Here is a 16,084-nt window from a genome sequence, read left to right as displayed (position 1 = left end):
GGAAATTCTTTCACGGTGTTCGAGAAGAGGCGGGAGTGTTCGCTTGCGAACAGTTAGAACGCAGCAGGCAAGCTGGCTCTTGTAGGCCGCAGTTTTTCCAAGATCTTAGGAATGAATCAGAGCTCGAGAATTTAGCGGGACTCAAACCGCTCCACTTCTCATCGCCAGATATAGATTCTGCTCCGCCTCTTCAGAGGCGATGCCGGTTGGCATTGCTCCGCCGTTATATCTCGCCATCCGGTTTTTCCATTTCAGGAAATCAGTGATGGTTTGCGGTTCAATCCTCACTTCCACTCGACGCAGGCTGGCCAGAAGCAAGTTCATCTCATTCGCGAATCCGGCGCCAGTGCGCAAGTTCTTTCTCGATTTCCTTGCAATCGTTATCTCGCGCCCGCGGAGCTCAAGTAATCCCCAGCCGCACGGCAATTCTTCAATCGAGATCATCTCCGCCGGGGCAAGATAGAAGCGCTCGCATCCGAGCGCACAATCGGGATCAACGCGCCATGGCTTCGACGCATCGGCGAGGAAGTCAGCGCGTGACACTTTGCATTCGACTACAACAGAGCGATTGCGTCCCTTCCATCCAATCGCATCAGGAGTTTCGCCGCTCGAACAGCTTTGTTCCGATAGAACGATCCCACAACGGTACTTCGAGCGCAGCCAGCGCACTGCTTCGTCAACGAGGCGGAGGTGAGTCATAAGAATTGAGTGATTTCGTGATTTTGTGATTTCGCGAATGGGATAAGAGCCTTCACGAGTTCATAGTTTCGCCCAATGGTGATTCCAAGGTAAGTGGCGTTCAAGCTTCCAGTCACGCAACTCTGCGCCCTCGCACAATGCCAAAATTCACGAAATCACCCGATCACGAAATCACACAATCTTCTGGTATGCTCATGAGTTTTATTCAGGGGACCTTTCATGGTAGAGCCGCGCGCCCCGAAACATCAGCGCGAAAGGCGAGTGGGAGCGTTTCGCGAGGAAATCGATCTCATTCTCGAAGGAGAACTGGGGGATCCTCGAATTGGCTTGGCTGCGGTCACCGAGGTCGTACTCGCTCCGGGCGGCAAGATGGCACGCGTCTTCGTGCGCGTCGATGGCGATGATGAAGAGGCGGAGCAGACGCTGGCTGGACTGAACGCGGCAAAGGGATTCATACGCCATCAACTGACAGATCGAATGGGGTTGCGTCACGCGCCAGAACTGGTATTCGTGATCGACCGTTCTGAACGATACGTTTCACGCATCGACGAATTACTCGGACGCACAAAAAAGAGGAAAAGGAAGAGATAGCCGGGCAGGAGGCATCCTCGGTTAGCAGCCATGATGGATCAGGTGCTCAAGCAAATCGAGCAGCGCGACGCCTTTCTGCTTACGTCGCACGCTCGGCCCGATGGAGACGCCATCGGGTCATTGCTGGCCCTCTATCAAATGCTTCGGCAAAAGGGAAAAACCAGCCAGGTCATCATGAGCGATGCAGTTCCGCTAATCTATAACCCGCTTCCTTACGCTGAAGTGATTCTGCACGCTTCCCAGATTCCGGAAGGTGCTCCCCAGGCCGCGATCATCCTCGAGTGCGACAGCGTCCAGCGCACGCGACTGCAAGGACTCGAGGGCCGCTTCCTGATCAACATCGATCACCACAGCAGCGCTCGAAACTTTGCCGATGTCAATTGGATTGACGTCGGCGCTTGTGCGGTGGCCGAAATGGTTTATCGCCTGGGGCGCGCCGCACATGTAAGCATGACTCCCGAAATGGCAACGTGCCTGTACACAGCAATCCTTACGGATACTGGAGCGTTTTGTTATGCCGGCACCGACGAGCACACATTCGAGTTGGCGCAGCAATTAGTGCGCAGCGGAGCCAACCCAGTGGATATCGCTCATCATGTGTACTTTTCCAACCCAACTTCGAAGATGAGGCTGCTGGGAATGGCTTTATCGAACCTCCACCGCGAAGGAGGCTTGGCCTATATGCATATTTCGTCCGCCGAGATGGAGCGCAGCGGCGGGCTGGAAGAGGACTGCGAGGGGCTCGTAAATTACGCGTTGAGCATTCAAGGAGTTGAGGTAGCACTCTTTTTTCGCGAACTTGCGGACGGACGGTATCGCGTGAGCCTGCGCAGCAAGGGCCAGGTGAACGTCGCCGCAGTGGCTGAACAATTTGGTGGCGGGGGGCACGCCTGTGCCAGTGGTTGCGCGGTATCTGGTCCGCTATCGAGATCCCTCGAACTGATTCTGGCCCAACTCCGCGCCGTATTTTCTCCTGGCGGACGCGGGCCCGAGGCGACGGCCTGAATTGATTACAGCAGGAAATCACACCGTGGCGGTGTCTCTTCCGCAGAGACGCCGGAAATCGATCACTCTGCCACCGGGCAGACCAACACACCCTTGCCGGACACAATCTTGGTAGTAACAGGCAGCGCTATCGAGCAGGGCATGGATTCGAGAAGGCGCATTCTCGTTATCGAAGTAGCCACTGTAGTCGCACTTTCGCTCCTGCTTTTTTTCTACGGTCTTGGTAACTTCGGTCTGGTCGGCGCAGACGAGCCGCGCTACGCACAAGTAGCGCGCGAGATGCTGCACAACAACGACTACGTTACGCCTACCCTTCATGGAACTCCCTGGCTGGAAAAGCCCGCGCTCTATTACTGGCGCGCAGCCGCAGCTTTCCGCACATTCGGTGACCACGATTGGGCAGCCCGATTACCATCAGCGACCTTCGCCACCGCACTCGTCATCATCATCTACTTCCACATGCGGCGCTTCCGTCCGGGAGCGCAATTTGGCGCAGCTCTTATTACAGCCACAGCCGTGGCGGTGATTGGCTTTTCCCGCGGGGCCTCAACCGACATGCAATTGGCGGCGCCCTTTGCCTTTGCCATGCTCGGATGGTATGCCTGGTTCGAAACGGGAAAGAAATTCTGGCTCTTTGATCTCTATTTCTTCCTGGCAGTGGGCACGCTGGCAAAAGGACCGGTGGCGCCGGGTCTCGCGTTCTTTATTGTGCTGATCTTTGCCGTGGTGCGGCGCGATCTGAAATTGGTTTGGAAAACGGTGTGGCTACCCGGAGTGCTGATCTACTCCGTCATCGTGCTGCCCTGGTATATCGCCGTGCAGATGGCGAATAAAGACTTCTTCAAAGTATTTTTCCTCGAGCATAATCTCGAGCGCTTCGCAACCGATCTTTTCCAGCATAAGCAGCCATTTTGGTTTTATCTGCCAGTGTTGCTCCTGTCGTTGCTGCCATGGACTGCGTACGCCCTGGCCGCTCTCGCTTCAGCAGCCAAACAGACCTGGCGTGATTGGCGTAGTTCTTTTCCAGGACGAGTGCGAGAGAGTGAGCAGGTAGGCGATTCCTTTCCGGAATTTCTGGTGATTTGGGCATTATTCCCAATTTTGTTCTTCTCGTTCTCGCAGTCGAAGCTGCCGGGCTACATTCTGCCGTCAATCCCGCCATGCACAATTCTTACGGCTGACTATCTGCGTCGCAGAACACGGGCCGCCATGCGCCCTGCCCTGCTGCTTGGCCACTCCTTGATTACCGCGCTGCTCACAACCGCGGTGTTGCTCGTACCGCATCTTGTACTCGACCCCAAATCGGTCCCCCCAACCGCTGCGCTAAGTTACGCGAGTGTCGTAGGGGCCGCGGTGTTTTGTTTCATCTTCCTTCTGGTGCGACGCCGAGGAGCGAGGATGCTTTTGTGGACCACCATAGTTCCTGTAGCATTTGGGGTCTTTTTTCTGCTGCACTATGCCGGGCGGATTCTCGGAGAAGCCTATTCGAGCCGTCAGGTTGCGGGTTACATACAAGGGATAGAACGTGATAATCTCCTGACCCGCATTCGTCCAGTTGCCGTGCTCGATACACGGCGTGATGTGGAGTATGGCCTGGGTTTCTATCTCGACCAGCGGATTGAACGTTACGAGCGGGGAGAGGTCCCGACTGTGGATCACATCCTCGTGGCACGGGCGGGTCAGCATGACAGGATCGAGAAGCTCATTGGATCGAATCGGAAGTTTATTTCGTTCGGTTCTCCGTTTCCCGGCAGCGCGAATCCGCAGCATTTGGAGGTGCTCTGGATTTCGTCAAGTGGATCGCTGTCAAGGTAAGCTGAGTGGTTACGGCTGCACGTTGTGGTTCCTGCATCGGAAATCGCTTTCCGTGCGGCGCGGCTACTCTTAGACTCTGGTTCCCGACTCCTGCCGCCTGCAGTCGCCCCAGGCAGCAGAGTTTGCTTATTGCCCAGGAGTGGGATTTTGGCCCTAAGAAATGCCAGAAGCGCAGCCGCTGTAAGACAAGTCCACGAAGTTGTGGACTATTTGCCCGTGGAAATCATCGATCTTCGTCATTTCGGAGCCACTGAGTTGCGTCCTCTGTTGATGGAGGAAGCGCGGCTTTGGTCGGAGCGGATGAATTGGGACTACCAGAGCTCTGCCGAGATGATTCTTCGTTATCTCGACTCCAAAATACTTCCGGGATACGCCGCCGTCGATGAAGGCAGGGTCGTCGGCTACTCGTTCTTCGTTTATGAAGGCAGCAAAGGCGTGGTTGGCGACATGTTCACCGCAGCGCATTCGCAACCCGATCTCAACGAACGGCTGCTGAACCACGTAACCGAGACGCTGCAGAACTCTCCTGGCATCCACCGAATCGAAGCGCAGTTGCTGTTGCACGACACGGGTTCCACGATGGCTTCGTTCGTACGTCGCGGATTTCGGCGCTTTCCTCGTCTATTCATGTCGCTCCCACTGCGACCGGCTCCTGAGTTTCGAGTACCAGATCTTCGCGGTATCATTCTGCGTCCGTGGGCGGAGCAAGACTTTCAGGCCGGCGCGAATGTCATCATGCAAGCCTATGCAGGGCATGTGGACTCCGAAATCAATGATCAGTATCGAAGCATCGCCGGCTCCTTGCGGTTCCTGAATAATATTGTTCGCTTTCCCGGCTGCGGGACTTTCGATCCGGCATCGTCGCTTACCGCCGTGCATACTGCCTCGCGTTCCATCATTGGAATGCTCTTATGTTCGCGCGTGCGGGACGATGTTGGGCACGTGACACAAGTGTGCGTTCTGCCCGAATATCGCGGCCAGGGGCTGGCCCGTACGATGATGGCTTCCTGTCTACGTAGCCTCCTCGAACGCAAGTTTTCCGAACTTTCCCTGACGGTTACCGGGGCCAACCACAATGCCGTAGCACTCTACGAACGGCTCGGATTCCACACGCGGAGAGTGTTCGACGCATTCGTTTGGGAAGGCTGAATTCGCCAAGTTCGTATTGGTCTACAAACCTTAGAAACGCTGTGCTCAGTCAGTCCATTGTCTTCCTCTCGTCCACTCTTGCTCGGCCATCGTGGCGCATCGAAATACGCCCCGGAGAATACCGTTGCGGCGTTCAACCTGGCGCTTGAACACGGTTGTGATGGCTTCGAGTTCGATGTGCGGTACACACGGGATTCCCATGCAGTGATCTGCCACAACCCGTTTTACCGGCGCAGGCGCATCGAGAAACACCTGCTTTCGGAGTTCAAACTGCCTAACGCCGACGAAGTAATTCGCAGCTTTGTAGGCCACGCATACCTCGATATCGAATTGAAGGTTGCCGGCCAGGTGCAGCCAATTCTAGACGTACTAAACGCCGCCGATCGCAACAGCTTTGTGGTTTCCTCATTTCTGCCCGATGTGCTGAAGGCAGTTCACGCATCCGGAAGGGACATCCCGCTCGGACTGATTTGCGAGAATGTGCGTCAGCTCAGGCGTTGGCCATCACTGCCGATTCGAGAGGTGATGACCCAGAAGAAACTTGCCACCAAGACTTTAGTGGACGAGCTGCATTCCGCAGGCAAACGAATTTTTGTGTGGACTGTAAATCGGCAAAAGGAAATGCTGCGTCTCGCGGAACTTGGGGTTGACGGATTAATTTCCGATGACACAGTCCTCTTAGCGCGTGTCTTCCACAAAGAGTGACTCCCGGTCGCGGACTACAGAAGCGGACGCGACAGGATGCAGGAAGCGTCGTCGCTCTTCCGCAAAGCTTTCCAGCTCAGAGCGCTGTTGCGTCTCAGTCCATCCCAAAACAGAACCAATCCGCGCGGCAGCAAGCTGGCTGCATTCGTCGTCCCAACAGGCACCGAGGGCGGCAGGAACACGACGCAGCAAGATATCCCCTAGCCTGACTGCGGATTCGTGCTGCATCGCCGAGACAGCTTCCGCCACAATGTGTTCGGAATGAGCGCAGAGCGGGCGTCGCAAGGCTTCGTCCTGTGCGGCCAGGCATGCCACAGCCTCGGCGCGTCGCCCATGCCACTCCACGATGGCTGACGCAGTGGCCACGGGAATGTGTCCGAGCAAGGCCACACTCTTCGACCACTGTTCGAGGACGTTTACGAGATCCAGGCTGCGGCTGATCGTGGCCAGAGTCGCGCGAGCATCAGGAACTTTAATTCCCATCATGCGCGCACAGTCTCGCGCGAGGGACGCCGCAGTCGTGAGCTTGCCGCCGACCACGGTAATAAGCCCGGCGGTTCCATCCTCGAGGTGGTGGTGCAGGAAGTGACGGCGGGAAATTGCCGAAAGTGACTCATGCGGACTAAAAGGAAGCGGCCTCACACCTGCATAGGAGTACCGAATGTCCGACTTCCCAATTGCGGCTCGGGGAAATAGTCGGCGTGCAGAGGCCAGGAGATACTCAATCTCAGCAGCGCTGGGTTCCGCGCGATCAGGCGACTCCTCTTGTGGAACTTCAGTAGTGCCAATCAGGATCTGCCCCGCCCAGGGGATCACAAACACGGGACGCCTGTCCGCTGCCTCCGTGTACAGTGCCTGCTCAAGAGCGCCCGCAAAGATGGGAACAACGATATGTGATCCGCGAACACCGCCTATCATCCGTTTTTGTTCCAGCTGCGAAGAACTGAGAATCTCGTCTGCCCAGGGGCCGGCGGCGTTCACTATCCAATCGGCAGTGATCTCGCTCTCTTCGTTCGTGAGCGAATCACGCAGGAGGAGTCCGTGAGCCTTGCCCTCATGTGTGACGATCTCGAGTGCGGCAGTATAGTTGCGAACCACGGCTCCAGCTTCGCCCGCTTCGGCCAGCCATTCAGCAACCAGCCGCTCGGGGTATTCGCACTGTGCGTCTTCGTAGGGAAAGAGACTGAGATTCAATCCACGATCGAGATTCGATTCCAACGCCGCGAGGTCACGGCTTGCCGTGGAGACATGCGACCGAGCCGCCTGTCGGTAGAGCCATATCCCGACTCGAATCGCGAGCGCGCTTCGCCTGACTCCATGCGTTGGCAGGGCCAACACAAAGTCCAGCGGATGAACCAGGTGCGGACGTTCCTTCAGCAGGCGCTCCCGCTCCCGCAACGACTCGCGCACCAGACCAATCTCTCCGTGCTCCAGGTAGCGAAGGCCACCGTGGATAATGCGTGTCGCACGGCTGGTTGTCCCGCTGGCAAAGTCAGCTTGTTCTACCAACAGCACGCGGCGGCCAGCCAGCCCGCACTCTCGCGCAATCGCCACGCCATTGATTCCCCCACCGATGATGGCGAGGTCAAAATTGGAGCCTTGCAAGCTCGGGCGCGGTGGACGCGAGTAGCCCATTGGTATATAGATGCAGGGTAGTTGGGACAGCTTGGTGAATCAATAACAACCGCGAGGCGCCGGATTTCAAGTTCCGTTCACTGTGCCATTTCCCAACTGCATTAATTAGGAAGAGGGGCGAATATGGCGAAGAAAGGTGAATTCGAACCTGGCGATGGTCCATTTAAGTTCCGGGTGAAGCTTGAAGGGGTAGACAATATGGAGGCTGCCGCGCTGCGTCCTCCGTTCGATGTACCGACTGTGTTCGGCACCAAGGCTCGCGTGCCCGTGCGCGGGACCGTCAACGGTCATCCATTTCGCAGCTCGCTCTGCAACATGGGCGACGGCCACATGATGGTGGTCAACAAGGAAATGCGTGCAGGCGGAAAATGCAAGGCCGGCGATATCGTTGAGGTTGTCCTCCAACGTGACCGTGACGCTCGTGTAGTCGAAGTTCCCGCCGAGATCCAAAAGGTGATGGCTGCCAACAAAGCCGCACAAACGACCTGGGAGTCGCTGTCCTACACGCACCAGAAGGAATGGGTTCGAGCTATCGGCGAGGCCAAGCGCGAGGAGACAAAGCAGTCGCGGATCAAGAAGATGATGGACGCGTTGAAGGCTGGCAAGCGCGTGGGCTTCTGACATTTGAGTTGCAAGCCGCAATCTGACTCTGCGAAATCAAAAGCACCAGCGACTGCCTCACGCGGATGAAACGCAGATTTGAGGGATCTACGCAGATTCTTCAGGGCCCAGAGGCTAATTTATTTGGCTCTTTTGGGGCAATTCTCTGGCAAAGACGACAGGTCAGCAGACAACAGCGGAAGCAACCTAACCAGAACATGATCTGCGTGTATCCCCGAAATCAGCGTTCATCTGCGTGAAGCGGTTGATGTTGATTTTCCCGGTGGATGGCGGTGGAACCTCGAAGAAGCTCTTAGGCAACTCGAACTGAATCGTGTAAAACCGCCAGCATTGGCCGGAAACTCGGGCAAATTTGGGCCTTCCGCGAAGTCGACGCACGAACCAAGCTCATTATCATCAGCAACTTACAAATTGCACTACATGGAACGAAAGTTGCTGAACTAGCGTGTAGGGCGCAATTGCGCCCAGGAGTTTTCCGGTCATGCTAGAAGAAGAGAAATCCCGGGTAGAACAAGAACCAGAAGTAGAAGAGACGGCCGAGTATGAACCTGCTTCCCCCCGTTTCCGCTTCGGCTTTTTAGCCGTGGCGCTGCTCGCATTTGTTGGGTTGTTCGGATACTCGATTCATGAGCGCAATCTCGCCCGACAACTCGCCGGCCAGAACGACCAGACAGCCGCTGCCCTGAAAGCAACGCAGGGACAAATGGACGCCCTGAACGCCAAGCTCGATACGATGGCAGCAGCACGCCAGCCGGTAGCGACGAACCAGGTCGTCGTTCCGGCCGCTCAAACTCGTCCGGCGGTGGTTCGCCATAGCAAGCCCGATCCACGCTGGAAGAAGCTCCAAACCCAGCTCGATGCCCAAGGCAAAGCGATCGAAGAAACCCGCAGTAACCTCGATTCCACCCGTCAGGACCTGTCGTCAGCGCGCACCGAACTGCAAGGCTCCATCGCCAAGACCCATGATGAGCTGGTGGTCCTGCAGCGCAAGGGTGAGCGCAACTACTTCGAGTTCGACATCGACAAGTCGAAACAGTTCTCGCATGCAGGTCCAGTCGGCGTCAGTCTGCGAAAGGCAAACACCAAACACCAATATGCCGATTTGGAACTGATGGTTGACGACCTCAAGATGTCGAAGAAGCACCTGAACCTGTATGAGCCGGCGATGTTCTATCCCGGTGACGAACCGCGTCCGCTGGAGCTGGTGATCAACCGCATAAGCAAGGATCACATTCACGGCTACATCAGCGCACCGAAGTACCGCAACTCAGAGTTGAACGCCATGTCGAACTCGGCTGCGGCCCCAACCACGACCGCGCAGGACACAACCGGATCTCCGCAGTTACAGCCTCGGCCTCGCTGAAATTTGTGTCGATGATGAAAGGCACGGCCTTAGCCGTGCCTTTGTTTTTCTGTCGTCTCTCTAAAGCAACTAAGACCGACAAGCTGTAACATTCTCTCCTTGGAACGGACGATCATAGGGGGATTGTGATGCCCAGGACTCTGCTGAAGTGTTTTGTATCTCTCGTTTTCATGTGTCTCCTCCTGCTTTCCAGCCTTCTGGCAGAAGATCCAAGCGGACCTCCGGGCGTACGAGTGGGAATCATGTTGGACTCAACAAAAGCTCGCGTTCAGGATTTGCTCCCGGAGCTGCGCGAACGAGCAAAGAAGATCGCGACAGACAAGAAGAGAAATATCACTGCGATCATTTTGGTAGTCAACGGCGAACCCGCATTGCGGCAAGCGAAGACCGCAAATTGCGATTACCTCTTAAAAATGAATGTAGATCTGCTCAATGAGGTGAGTTTCGGTTCCGGCAGTCCAGGCCCGGACGTGAATCATACAGGCATGGAGCGAGCCGTCGACGGTCGTATCGTAATTAAGTATCGTCTGCAATCGCTGAGAGATGACAACGTCCTTGCTGACGAACGCCTTACCGTCGAGGATCAAGAGTATCCGCTCGACCCGAATCCCTCGGCATTCCAAACTGTAGTCTCGCGCGCTGTAGAAAGCGCAACAGCGGCGAGCATGAGTAAGCTGAAAAAGAAGAGTTAAGCTGAGATTCCCGGAGCGGATCGCGCTGGCAGCAACTCAGAACGAGCGGAGATCCAAGCGGCGAAACGACCGCTTTCAGCTGGCCAGCGGCTTAGGCCCTGGGTGAGCGTTCCTTATCTCACGCCAGGGCACTCTTCCTCCGTGACGCACGCACACTCATGACGAAGCTAGATCAGTCCTTCCAGCCTGACGTAACTCGCTTCCATTCCGTGTTCCATACCTGAAGCAAGCATGGCCGCCCGCGTCTGGGCGTCGGGCAACGTCATGCGCATTGTCATCAACGTGCCGGTGCCATCCGCATCGAATCTGGTTTCAATATGGTTGTCCGGCGTAGGATCTGGCAGGTGCATCCGCTCGACATGGACGATCCTGCTGTAAGGCTTAAGTTCCAGGAATTCGCCCGTCAGGTGGAATCCACCACCTTTTCCATTTGTCCACTGGTAACGGATCTTGCCCCCTGGCTTCGCCTCGTTAATGCAGACAGGCATTGTCCAACCTTCGGGGCCGAGCATCCATTTCTGGACTAACTTCGGATCTGTGTGAGCGCGATACATGGCTTCCGGAGGTGCAGCGAAGCGCCTGGTGACAACCACGTGTGTATCGCCTTCGGTCTTCAGCGTCAACTTACTCATCGTGTTTTCCCTTTCTTGTATTCCATCGCAGCCAGAACTTCATCCAGCCGGTCGTAGTTTTTCTCGAGAGCTTTGCGTAGCATTGCGAGCCATTGATCGATCGCTTCAATACCGCCTTTTGCTAGACGACGAGGGCGCTTCGTGCCCTCGACTCGACGAACAACGAGTCCCGCATCCTCGAGCACCTTGAGATGTTGAGAGATTGCGGGCTGCGTCATCTCGAACGGCTCCGCCAGTTCCATGACGGTCGCCTCTCCTTTGGCAAGACGAGCCAGAATCGCTCGACGAGTCGGGTCGGCCATGGCAGAGAAGGTGGCGTCGAGGGTCAGTTTCATATAAGTAATACATTATATAAGTAATATCTTATCACAAGGAAAGAATTACGCTGTACTGGTTGAGCTGGAAGTCATTTCGAACTAGCGGGGAACCACCCTCGGGTCGGAGGTAAAACGATGTGCCCGTTCAGCTTGTCCGTCTGGCCACGACGACTTCACGTTTCCCGCGTGGCCTGCCGCTTTTGGACTGCTGCCAACACTAGCGAAGGGACTGCAACCCAACATAAACCGCAACACCAATCCACTCCGCCCCCGGTACGGCAGGATGGGTTCCGCACAGCCTGGTTCCCATTCTGGGCTTTATGCTGACAATTGATAGGAGCGGTAATCTTCCCGATACGCACCCTATCGAAAATCGCGACGGGTCGGACACTCGGCCACGTCCGTGACGCCCTGATTTCGATCTTGCTACTGGCTTGCGACAGAGATACGATGCCGCTCACAAATCGCCGAGCGGAGGCGTCATATGAAATCTGCTTTGAGTTTTCTTCTACTAGCTGTTCTGGCGGCAAGTGCGCAGGTCGACAGGATTTCCTTTGCGGGAGGAACACCGGAAGATCAGGCGTTGCAGGCCATCAGCAGTGAGACCGATGCGCAAAAGCGCGTGGCCATGCTCCAGGACTTCGTGCAGAAGTTTGCTTCAAATCCGCAGGCCGTAGCCTACGGCAACTCGCAACTCTCACAACAGTATGTTGAGCAGGGTGATACGAGCAAAGCAATGGAGTTTGGGGAGAAAGCCCTTGCAGCGCAGCCCAACAATCTTGAAATCATCGTTTCGCTTGCGTCGGTGGCCCAGAAGATGAATGCGAACGAAAGGGTCGTGGATCTCGCGGCGCGCGGCGGCACGGCGTTCAATGGCATCGCCAAACAAGCGAAGCCGGATGGCATCTCCGACGAGCAGTTTGCCGACAAGATCAAGTCTGAGCAGGCGCCATATCGCCAATCGTACGAATTCCTCGAAACCTCCGCCCTGAATGCCCTGACGGCGGAGACGAATGAGCGGCAGCGCATGAGCGACATCGAACGCTTCAACAACGCATTTCCCAACTCGCGCTACCAGGAGCAGGTGCTGCAATTAGCCGTCTACAGCCTGGGACAGCTGAAAGATCCTGCGCGCCTGGCCAGCTTTGCCGACAAAGCATTGAAGAGCAATCCCAACAGCATTAGCACGCTGGTCGTGCTCGCTGCAACGTTTGCCGACCAGACCGATGCAGCCAGCACAGCGCGCGCGGAAACGTACGCCCGCAAAGCCCTTGATCTCTCCAAGACCCAGACTGCAGAAGACCCTGTTAAGCAGAAGTTGTACTCCGGGCTGGCGCATTCTGCGCTGGGTTACTGTCTGTTGAAACAGGAGAAGGTGGCAGCAGCGATTCCCGAATTGAAAACAGCAACCACGGAGTTAAAGGGACAAAGCGAACCATACTCAGTGGCGCTCTACCGTCTGGGATTCGCCTACGCAAAAAGCAATCAGTTGGCGGCAGCCAAGCCTCCTCTGACCGAGGCGGCAGGCATCGCGGGTCCTTACCAGCAGGCAGCCCGCGAGCTCCTGACCAGGCTCGCGTCGGCAACCAAGGTTTCGGCAAAGAGATAAGCACGGAAAGAGCATCGGTACCGTGACAAAGCCGAAAGGCTCATGACGAAATTCGACGGCTGGCCGCTGTGGCTGCAGTTGTTGGTGGGTGTACGCGCTGCTTGCCATGATACTTCTTTGGGTTTGGACGCCGACCGGCAGGCGAGCCTTTCATTGGGCGGTAGGTGCGTTTGTGTATCTATGTCTCTTCTATGTAATTTTCGTACGATAAATTTCGGGGGGCTCCGGCGGCTTAGCTGTCCGCTGACTGGGATTTGGATTTCGCAACTTCTTTTTGCTGGCCTCGTTCGCAGTGATGTGAGCGAAATGCAGCTTGCATGTCCGGATCGGCCGCAGCACTTACTTCGTCCATAAGTGGGAGCGCAAGCACTTGACCGCACCTGGAGCATCGCCATCCAACCGGACGGGAGCTCATGACGAACTCGGATACGTACTTCACAGCTACCACTTTCAGCCGACCACCTGTGGGCGATGTCTTTAGTTGTTTCTATTCAAGGAAGAGTCTGAGAGGAAGAAACGGAGGGGCTCTGCCCGAGGAGGGAGACTGGAAACCGTCAAGAAGGACAGCGACTGTGACATTTGTAATCCAATCTGTGTCGCGAGACGGAGCCGCGAAAATCGTGAGCAGAACGGCCGAGTCCCATGGTGCGAGTACAACGCCAGTCTGATGGAGATTAACCATCAGTTGCGAAATTCGCTTCGTGGGGGCCTCAACCGCCATGGACTCAATATGGAGATCGTCAGAAAGAGAGATGGCAGGAAAAATCAAAAAGGAAATGCACATCAGAGCAACCGCGCCCACCTTCCAACTGTGATGCGGCTTGTCCTCACCCAATCGATGCCACCATCCGCCCGCGAAGAGCAGGAGAATGGTAGTTAACCAGAACAGGTTGAAGAGCAGTTCCATAAATGCGACCTAATGTATCGCACCCCCATAAATATTCGTAAATATTCTATAAAGGGGCCCTTCAATTATTCCACGGAACGGATGGCCATGCTTTTCTCGCCTCAGTTACCTTCTGAGTAGAGTCCCATTTCGTTCCCATTTGGATCGAGAAAATAGGCGTCATAGCCCGGACTTGCCTCGCCAATCCGGCTAGCGTTTCGAGTAACCCTGCCTCCGTGTTGCACGATGCGTTCGAGCGTTCCTCGCAGATCAGTGACCCGCATCACTAAGACAACCGATTGCGCTGCCGGTCTGCGGCTTCCGTCGAATGCTCCATTCACATTTCCCGATTCGAAAAACCAATAGCTCGCACCCGGGACGTTCGCTTCCGTCTTCCAACCAAAAATCTGCTCGTAGAACAATTTCGCTTTCTCGAGGTCAGGAGAGGGAATCACGATGTGGCAGAAAGGGCTTGGCATGGAATGGTCCAGAAGGGATTCTTTCATGAGCGTTGTTTCGCCATTGAAAATACTTAAAGCGAACGTTAAGATGCGCTGCCATGGATTCTAGACGTCGGAACTGGACGTTGTGGGCTGGGTTCCTTCTCAGTCTGATTGCACTGTTGATTTATGTACTTGGGTTTCAGATCACGCGCAGCGTCTTCTGGTTAAGCGCGGCACTGTTCGTGGTGGCAGTGTGGCTGCTGGTTAGTGGTTTTAAGCGTGCCCGCCGTGAACCCGAACTGTATCGCGGCCGTCGTGCAGGACCAATCCTAGCGACTTTGAGCGTAGTGCTGGTTGCCCTGTTTGGATTCATGACGGTCATGGTGACGAAGTACTTTCCCGCCGCGGCTAATGCTCCAAAGGTGGGAAGCAGGGCGCCTGAATTTGCCTTGCTCAACACTAGTAGCTCTCCAGTGACTTTGGGTCAATTGCTCTCGGGTTCTGCTTTGCCCGGCAACGCGTCTGGTTCTGCGCGCGGTCCGCGGGGAATCCTGCTGGTCTTCTACCGTGGCTATTGGTGAAGCTCCTGTGCCTCCGAGTTACGGAGCATTCAGCGCAACATGGCGTCGTTCGAACAATTGGGAATACAGCCGGTCGCCATCAGCGCGGACACGCCTGAAGAGGCGAGTGCGATGGTCAGCAAGGCAGGTCTTACTTTTCCTGTCCTCTCGGATCGGAACGCAGAAGCGGTCCGGCACTACGATCTATTGGCGCCAAAGGCTGGACTTGAAGGACGTGATATCAGCGCGGCAGCCGAATTCTTAATTGATTCGTCGGGGACGGTCCGCTGGCGAAAGATGTCCGAAGCAGGAGCGGCGCAGTTTCTGGCGGCTGCAAAACTGTTGCCGTAGAAACTACGACCGCAGCCTAACTCGACGTACTTCCTGCCGAAACTAACGCTTGCTTATACCACTCCACGGTGCGGCGGAGACCGTTTTCGAAGCCCACGGTTGGCTCGTATCCCATGGCTTCCCTTGTCCTCGAGATATCGGCCAATGAATGCTTCACATCACCCGCCCTCGGCGCAACGTACTGAGGCTCCCCTTTGTATCCGATGATCTCTGCCAGAGTGAGGAAGGTTTCGTTTAGCGAGAAGCGGGTGGCCGTGGCCACATTAAACACGCCTCCAGCGACCTTTTCCGCCGGAGCTTTACATGCCAGCAAGTTGGCATTTACCGCGTTCTCGACATAAGTAAAGTCGCGGCTCTGCTCACCGTCGCCGAAGATCGTGGAGGGTTTTCCCGCGAGCATTTGCGTGATGAACTTTGCCAAGACTCCCGAGTATTGCGATGTTGGATCCTGATATGGTCCAAAGATATTGAAGTAGCGGAGCGAGACGGTCTCAAGTCCGTAGACCCGATAGAAAGAGCTCAGATACAGCTCGCCAGCCAGCTTCTGCACCGCGTACGGCGAGATCGGATTGGGCAGCATGGCTTCGTCCTTAGGCAGAGTGGGAGTGTCGCCGTAGGCAGACGAAGATGCAGCGTAGACGACTCGTTTCACTCTCGCTTCCCGCGCACCCATGAGTACATTCAGAGTCCCAGTGATGTTGGCGTTGTGGCTGGAAACTGGGTCTTGGACTGAGCGCGGAACGGAGGGAATCGCTGCCTGGTGCAAAATGTAGTCAACTCCATGGCAAAACTCGGCTACTCCACGTGCGTCAAGAAGGTCGAGTTCGCGAAATTCAATCTTTGGACTCAAGCCTGCGAGATTCTCGCGCTTTCCGGTTTCAAAGTTATCGAAGCCGCGAACCTTATCTCCACGACGAACAAGTTCGCGCGCGAGGTTAGAGCCGATAAAACCAGCTACGCCAGTAACGAGATACAGAGCCATGAGTGTGACAAGCGACCTTTTGACAACGG

General features: G+C 55.7%; 17 protein-coding genes and 1 pseudogene. 11 read left to right on the top strand and 7 right to left on the bottom strand.

Features of this window, described 5'->3' with window-relative positions; translation table 11 throughout:
* Nucleotides 1-141: 141 nt before the first annotated feature.
* Nucleotides 142-699, bottom strand: a complete 558-nt coding sequence (locus VNX88_18555) for a hypothetical protein (GenBank protein HWY70675.1) — start codon at nt 697-699, stop codon at nt 142-144.
* 219 nt (nt 700-918) lie between these two features.
* Between VNX88_18555 and rbfA the strand changes: the two genes are divergently transcribed.
* The 5 genes from rbfA (at nt 919) to VNX88_18530 (ending at nt 5,964) form a co-directional block, all read left to right on the top strand.
* Nucleotides 919-1,290 carry a 30S ribosome-binding factor RbfA gene (gene rbfA, locus VNX88_18550; GenBank protein HWY70674.1) on the top strand — a complete coding sequence of 124 codons (372 nt, stop codon included), beginning with the start codon at nt 919-921 and terminating at the stop codon, nt 1,288-1,290.
* A gap of 30 nt (nt 1,291-1,320) precedes the next feature.
* Nucleotides 1,321-2,295, top strand: coding sequence for a bifunctional oligoribonuclease/PAP phosphatase NrnA (locus VNX88_18545; protein HWY70673.1), 975 nt, complete (start codon nt 1,321-1,323; stop codon nt 2,293-2,295).
* 141 nt (nt 2,296-2,436) lie between these two features.
* Entirely contained in the window at nt 2,437-4,110 is a 1,674-nt protein-coding gene (locus tag VNX88_18540) for a glycosyltransferase family 39 protein (protein ID HWY70672.1), read from the top strand.
* 147 nt (nt 4,111-4,257) lie between these two features.
* Nucleotides 4,258-5,259: a GNAT family N-acetyltransferase gene (locus VNX88_18535; protein HWY70671.1), complete on the top strand. Its 1,002-nt coding sequence runs from the start codon at nt 4,258-4,260 to the stop codon at nt 5,257-5,259.
* A gap of 57 nt (nt 5,260-5,316) precedes the next feature.
* Entirely contained in the window at nt 5,317-5,964 is a 648-nt protein-coding gene (locus tag VNX88_18530; GenBank protein HWY70670.1) for a glycerophosphodiester phosphodiesterase, read from the top strand.
* On the opposite strand, the gene VNX88_18525 is transcribed toward VNX88_18530, so the two are convergent.
* Nucleotides 5,938-7,599, bottom strand: coding sequence for a glycerol-3-phosphate dehydrogenase/oxidase (locus VNX88_18525; protein HWY70669.1), 1,662 nt, complete (start codon nt 7,597-7,599; stop codon nt 5,938-5,940). The genes VNX88_18530 and VNX88_18525 overlap by 27 nt on opposite strands.
* A gap of 123 nt (nt 7,600-7,722) precedes the next feature.
* On the opposite strand from VNX88_18525, the gene VNX88_18520 reads away from it, so the two are divergent.
* The 3 genes from VNX88_18520 to VNX88_18510 all read left to right on the top strand — a co-directional run bounded on the left by VNX88_18520 (nt 7,723) and on the right by VNX88_18510 (nt 10,275).
* Complete coding sequence (locus tag VNX88_18520; protein HWY70668.1) at nt 7,723-8,220, top strand: YdeI/OmpD-associated family protein; 498 nt, start codon at nt 7,723-7,725, stop codon at nt 8,218-8,220.
* Between the two features lie 481 nt (nt 8,221-8,701).
* Nucleotides 8,702-9,583: a hypothetical protein gene (locus tag VNX88_18515; protein ID HWY70667.1), complete on the top strand. Its 882-nt coding sequence runs from the start codon at nt 8,702-8,704 to the stop codon at nt 9,581-9,583.
* Nucleotides 9,584-9,825: 242 nt separating this feature from the next.
* A complete protein-coding gene (locus tag VNX88_18510) occupies nt 9,826-10,275 on the top strand; it encodes a hypothetical protein (GenBank protein HWY70666.1) in 450 nt (149 codons plus the stop codon).
* A 167-nt stretch (nt 10,276-10,442) separates the two neighbouring features.
* Here VNX88_18510 and VNX88_18505 read toward each other — a convergent pair whose 3' ends face one another.
* The gene (locus VNX88_18505; protein ID HWY70665.1) at nt 10,443-10,907 is read right to left on the bottom strand and encodes an SRPBCC domain-containing protein; all 465 of its coding nucleotides are present in this window, start codon (nt 10,905-10,907) and stop codon (nt 10,443-10,445) included.
* On the bottom strand, nt 10,904-11,242 hold the full coding sequence (locus VNX88_18500; protein HWY70664.1) for a metalloregulator ArsR/SmtB family transcription factor: 339 nt from the start codon (nt 11,240-11,242) through the stop codon (nt 10,904-10,906). The genes VNX88_18505 and VNX88_18500 overlap by 4 nt, the downstream gene beginning before the upstream one ends.
* Before the next feature lie 466 nt (nt 11,243-11,708).
* Here VNX88_18500 and VNX88_18495 point away from each other — a divergent pair, with 466 nt between their 5' ends.
* The gene (locus VNX88_18495) at nt 11,709-12,833 is read left to right on the top strand and encodes a hypothetical protein (protein HWY70663.1); all 1,125 of its coding nucleotides are present in this window, start codon (nt 11,709-11,711) and stop codon (nt 12,831-12,833) included.
* A gap of 487 nt (nt 12,834-13,320) precedes the next feature.
* Here the strand turns inward: VNX88_18495 and VNX88_18490 are convergent, their stop codons facing one another.
* Together VNX88_18490 and VNX88_18485 are read right to left on the bottom strand one after the other, a co-directional pair.
* Complete coding sequence (locus VNX88_18490) at nt 13,321-13,740, bottom strand: hypothetical protein (GenBank protein HWY70662.1); 420 nt, start codon at nt 13,738-13,740, stop codon at nt 13,321-13,323.
* A gap of 101 nt (nt 13,741-13,841) precedes the next feature.
* Nucleotides 13,842-14,225, bottom strand: coding sequence for a VOC family protein (locus VNX88_18485; protein HWY70661.1), 384 nt, complete (start codon nt 14,223-14,225; stop codon nt 13,842-13,844).
* Nucleotides 14,226-14,278: 53 nt separating this feature from the next.
* Between VNX88_18485 and VNX88_18480 the strand changes: the two genes are divergently transcribed.
* The gene (locus tag VNX88_18480) at nt 14,279-14,743 is read left to right on the top strand and encodes a hypothetical protein (protein ID HWY70660.1); all 465 of its coding nucleotides are present in this window, start codon (nt 14,279-14,281) and stop codon (nt 14,741-14,743) included.
* A gap of 18 nt (nt 14,744-14,761) precedes the next feature.
* Nucleotides 14,762-15,073, top strand: a pseudogene (locus VNX88_18475) (redoxin domain-containing protein).
* 16 nt (nt 15,074-15,089) lie between these two features.
* Here VNX88_18475 and VNX88_18470 read toward each other — a convergent pair.
* Nucleotides 15,090-16,055: an SDR family oxidoreductase gene (locus VNX88_18470; GenBank protein HWY70659.1), complete on the bottom strand. Its 966-nt coding sequence runs from the start codon at nt 16,053-16,055 to the stop codon at nt 15,090-15,092.
* Between the last annotated feature and the right edge of the window lie 29 nt (nt 16,056-16,084).

This window comes from Terriglobales bacterium, assembly GCA_035567895.1.
Lineage (GTDB): Bacteria > Acidobacteriota > Terriglobia > Terriglobales > Acidobacteriaceae > Gp1-AA112.
Note: the sequence above shows the minus strand (reverse complement) of the source record. Positions and strands in the feature narration are given on the sequence as shown.

Excerpts from the sequence above, each read along its gene's own strand:
- VNX88_18500 (HWY70664.1), bottom strand. The coding sequence starts at position 11,242 with ATGAAACTGACCCTCGACGCCACCTTCTCTGCCATGGCCGACCCGACT.
- VNX88_18555 (HWY70675.1), bottom strand. The coding sequence starts at position 699 with ATGACTCACCTCCGCCTCGTTGACGAAGCAGTGCGCTGGCTGCGCTCG.
- VNX88_18515 (HWY70667.1), top strand. The coding sequence starts at position 8,702 with ATGCTAGAAGAAGAGAAATCCCGGGTAGAACAAGAACCAGAAGTAGAA.
- VNX88_18490 (HWY70662.1), bottom strand. The coding sequence starts at position 13,740 with ATGGAACTGCTCTTCAACCTGTTCTGGTTAACTACCATTCTCCTGCTC.
- VNX88_18540 (HWY70672.1), top strand. The coding sequence starts at position 2,437 with ATGGATTCGAGAAGGCGCATTCTCGTTATCGAAGTAGCCACTGTAGTC.
- VNX88_18525 (HWY70669.1), bottom strand. The coding sequence starts at position 7,599 with ATGGGCTACTCGCGTCCACCGCGCCCGAGCTTGCAAGGCTCCAATTTT.
- VNX88_18545 (HWY70673.1), top strand. The coding sequence starts at position 1,321 with ATGATGGATCAGGTGCTCAAGCAAATCGAGCAGCGCGACGCCTTTCTG.
- VNX88_18470 (HWY70659.1), bottom strand. The coding sequence starts at position 16,055 with ATGGCTCTGTATCTCGTTACTGGCGTAGCTGGTTTTATCGGCTCTAAC.
- VNX88_18495 (HWY70663.1), top strand. The coding sequence starts at position 11,709 with ATGAAATCTGCTTTGAGTTTTCTTCTACTAGCTGTTCTGGCGGCAAGT.
- VNX88_18480 (HWY70660.1), top strand. The coding sequence starts at position 14,279 with ATGGATTCTAGACGTCGGAACTGGACGTTGTGGGCTGGGTTCCTTCTC.
- rbfA (HWY70674.1), top strand. The coding sequence starts at position 919 with ATGGTAGAGCCGCGCGCCCCGAAACATCAGCGCGAAAGGCGAGTGGGA.
- VNX88_18520 (HWY70668.1), top strand. The coding sequence starts at position 7,723 with ATGGCGAAGAAAGGTGAATTCGAACCTGGCGATGGTCCATTTAAGTTC.
- VNX88_18510 (HWY70666.1), top strand. The coding sequence starts at position 9,826 with ATGTTGGACTCAACAAAAGCTCGCGTTCAGGATTTGCTCCCGGAGCTG.
- VNX88_18505 (HWY70665.1), bottom strand. The coding sequence starts at position 10,907 with ATGAGTAAGTTGACGCTGAAGACCGAAGGCGATACACACGTGGTTGTC.
- VNX88_18485 (HWY70661.1), bottom strand. The coding sequence starts at position 14,225 with ATGAAAGAATCCCTTCTGGACCATTCCATGCCAAGCCCTTTCTGCCAC.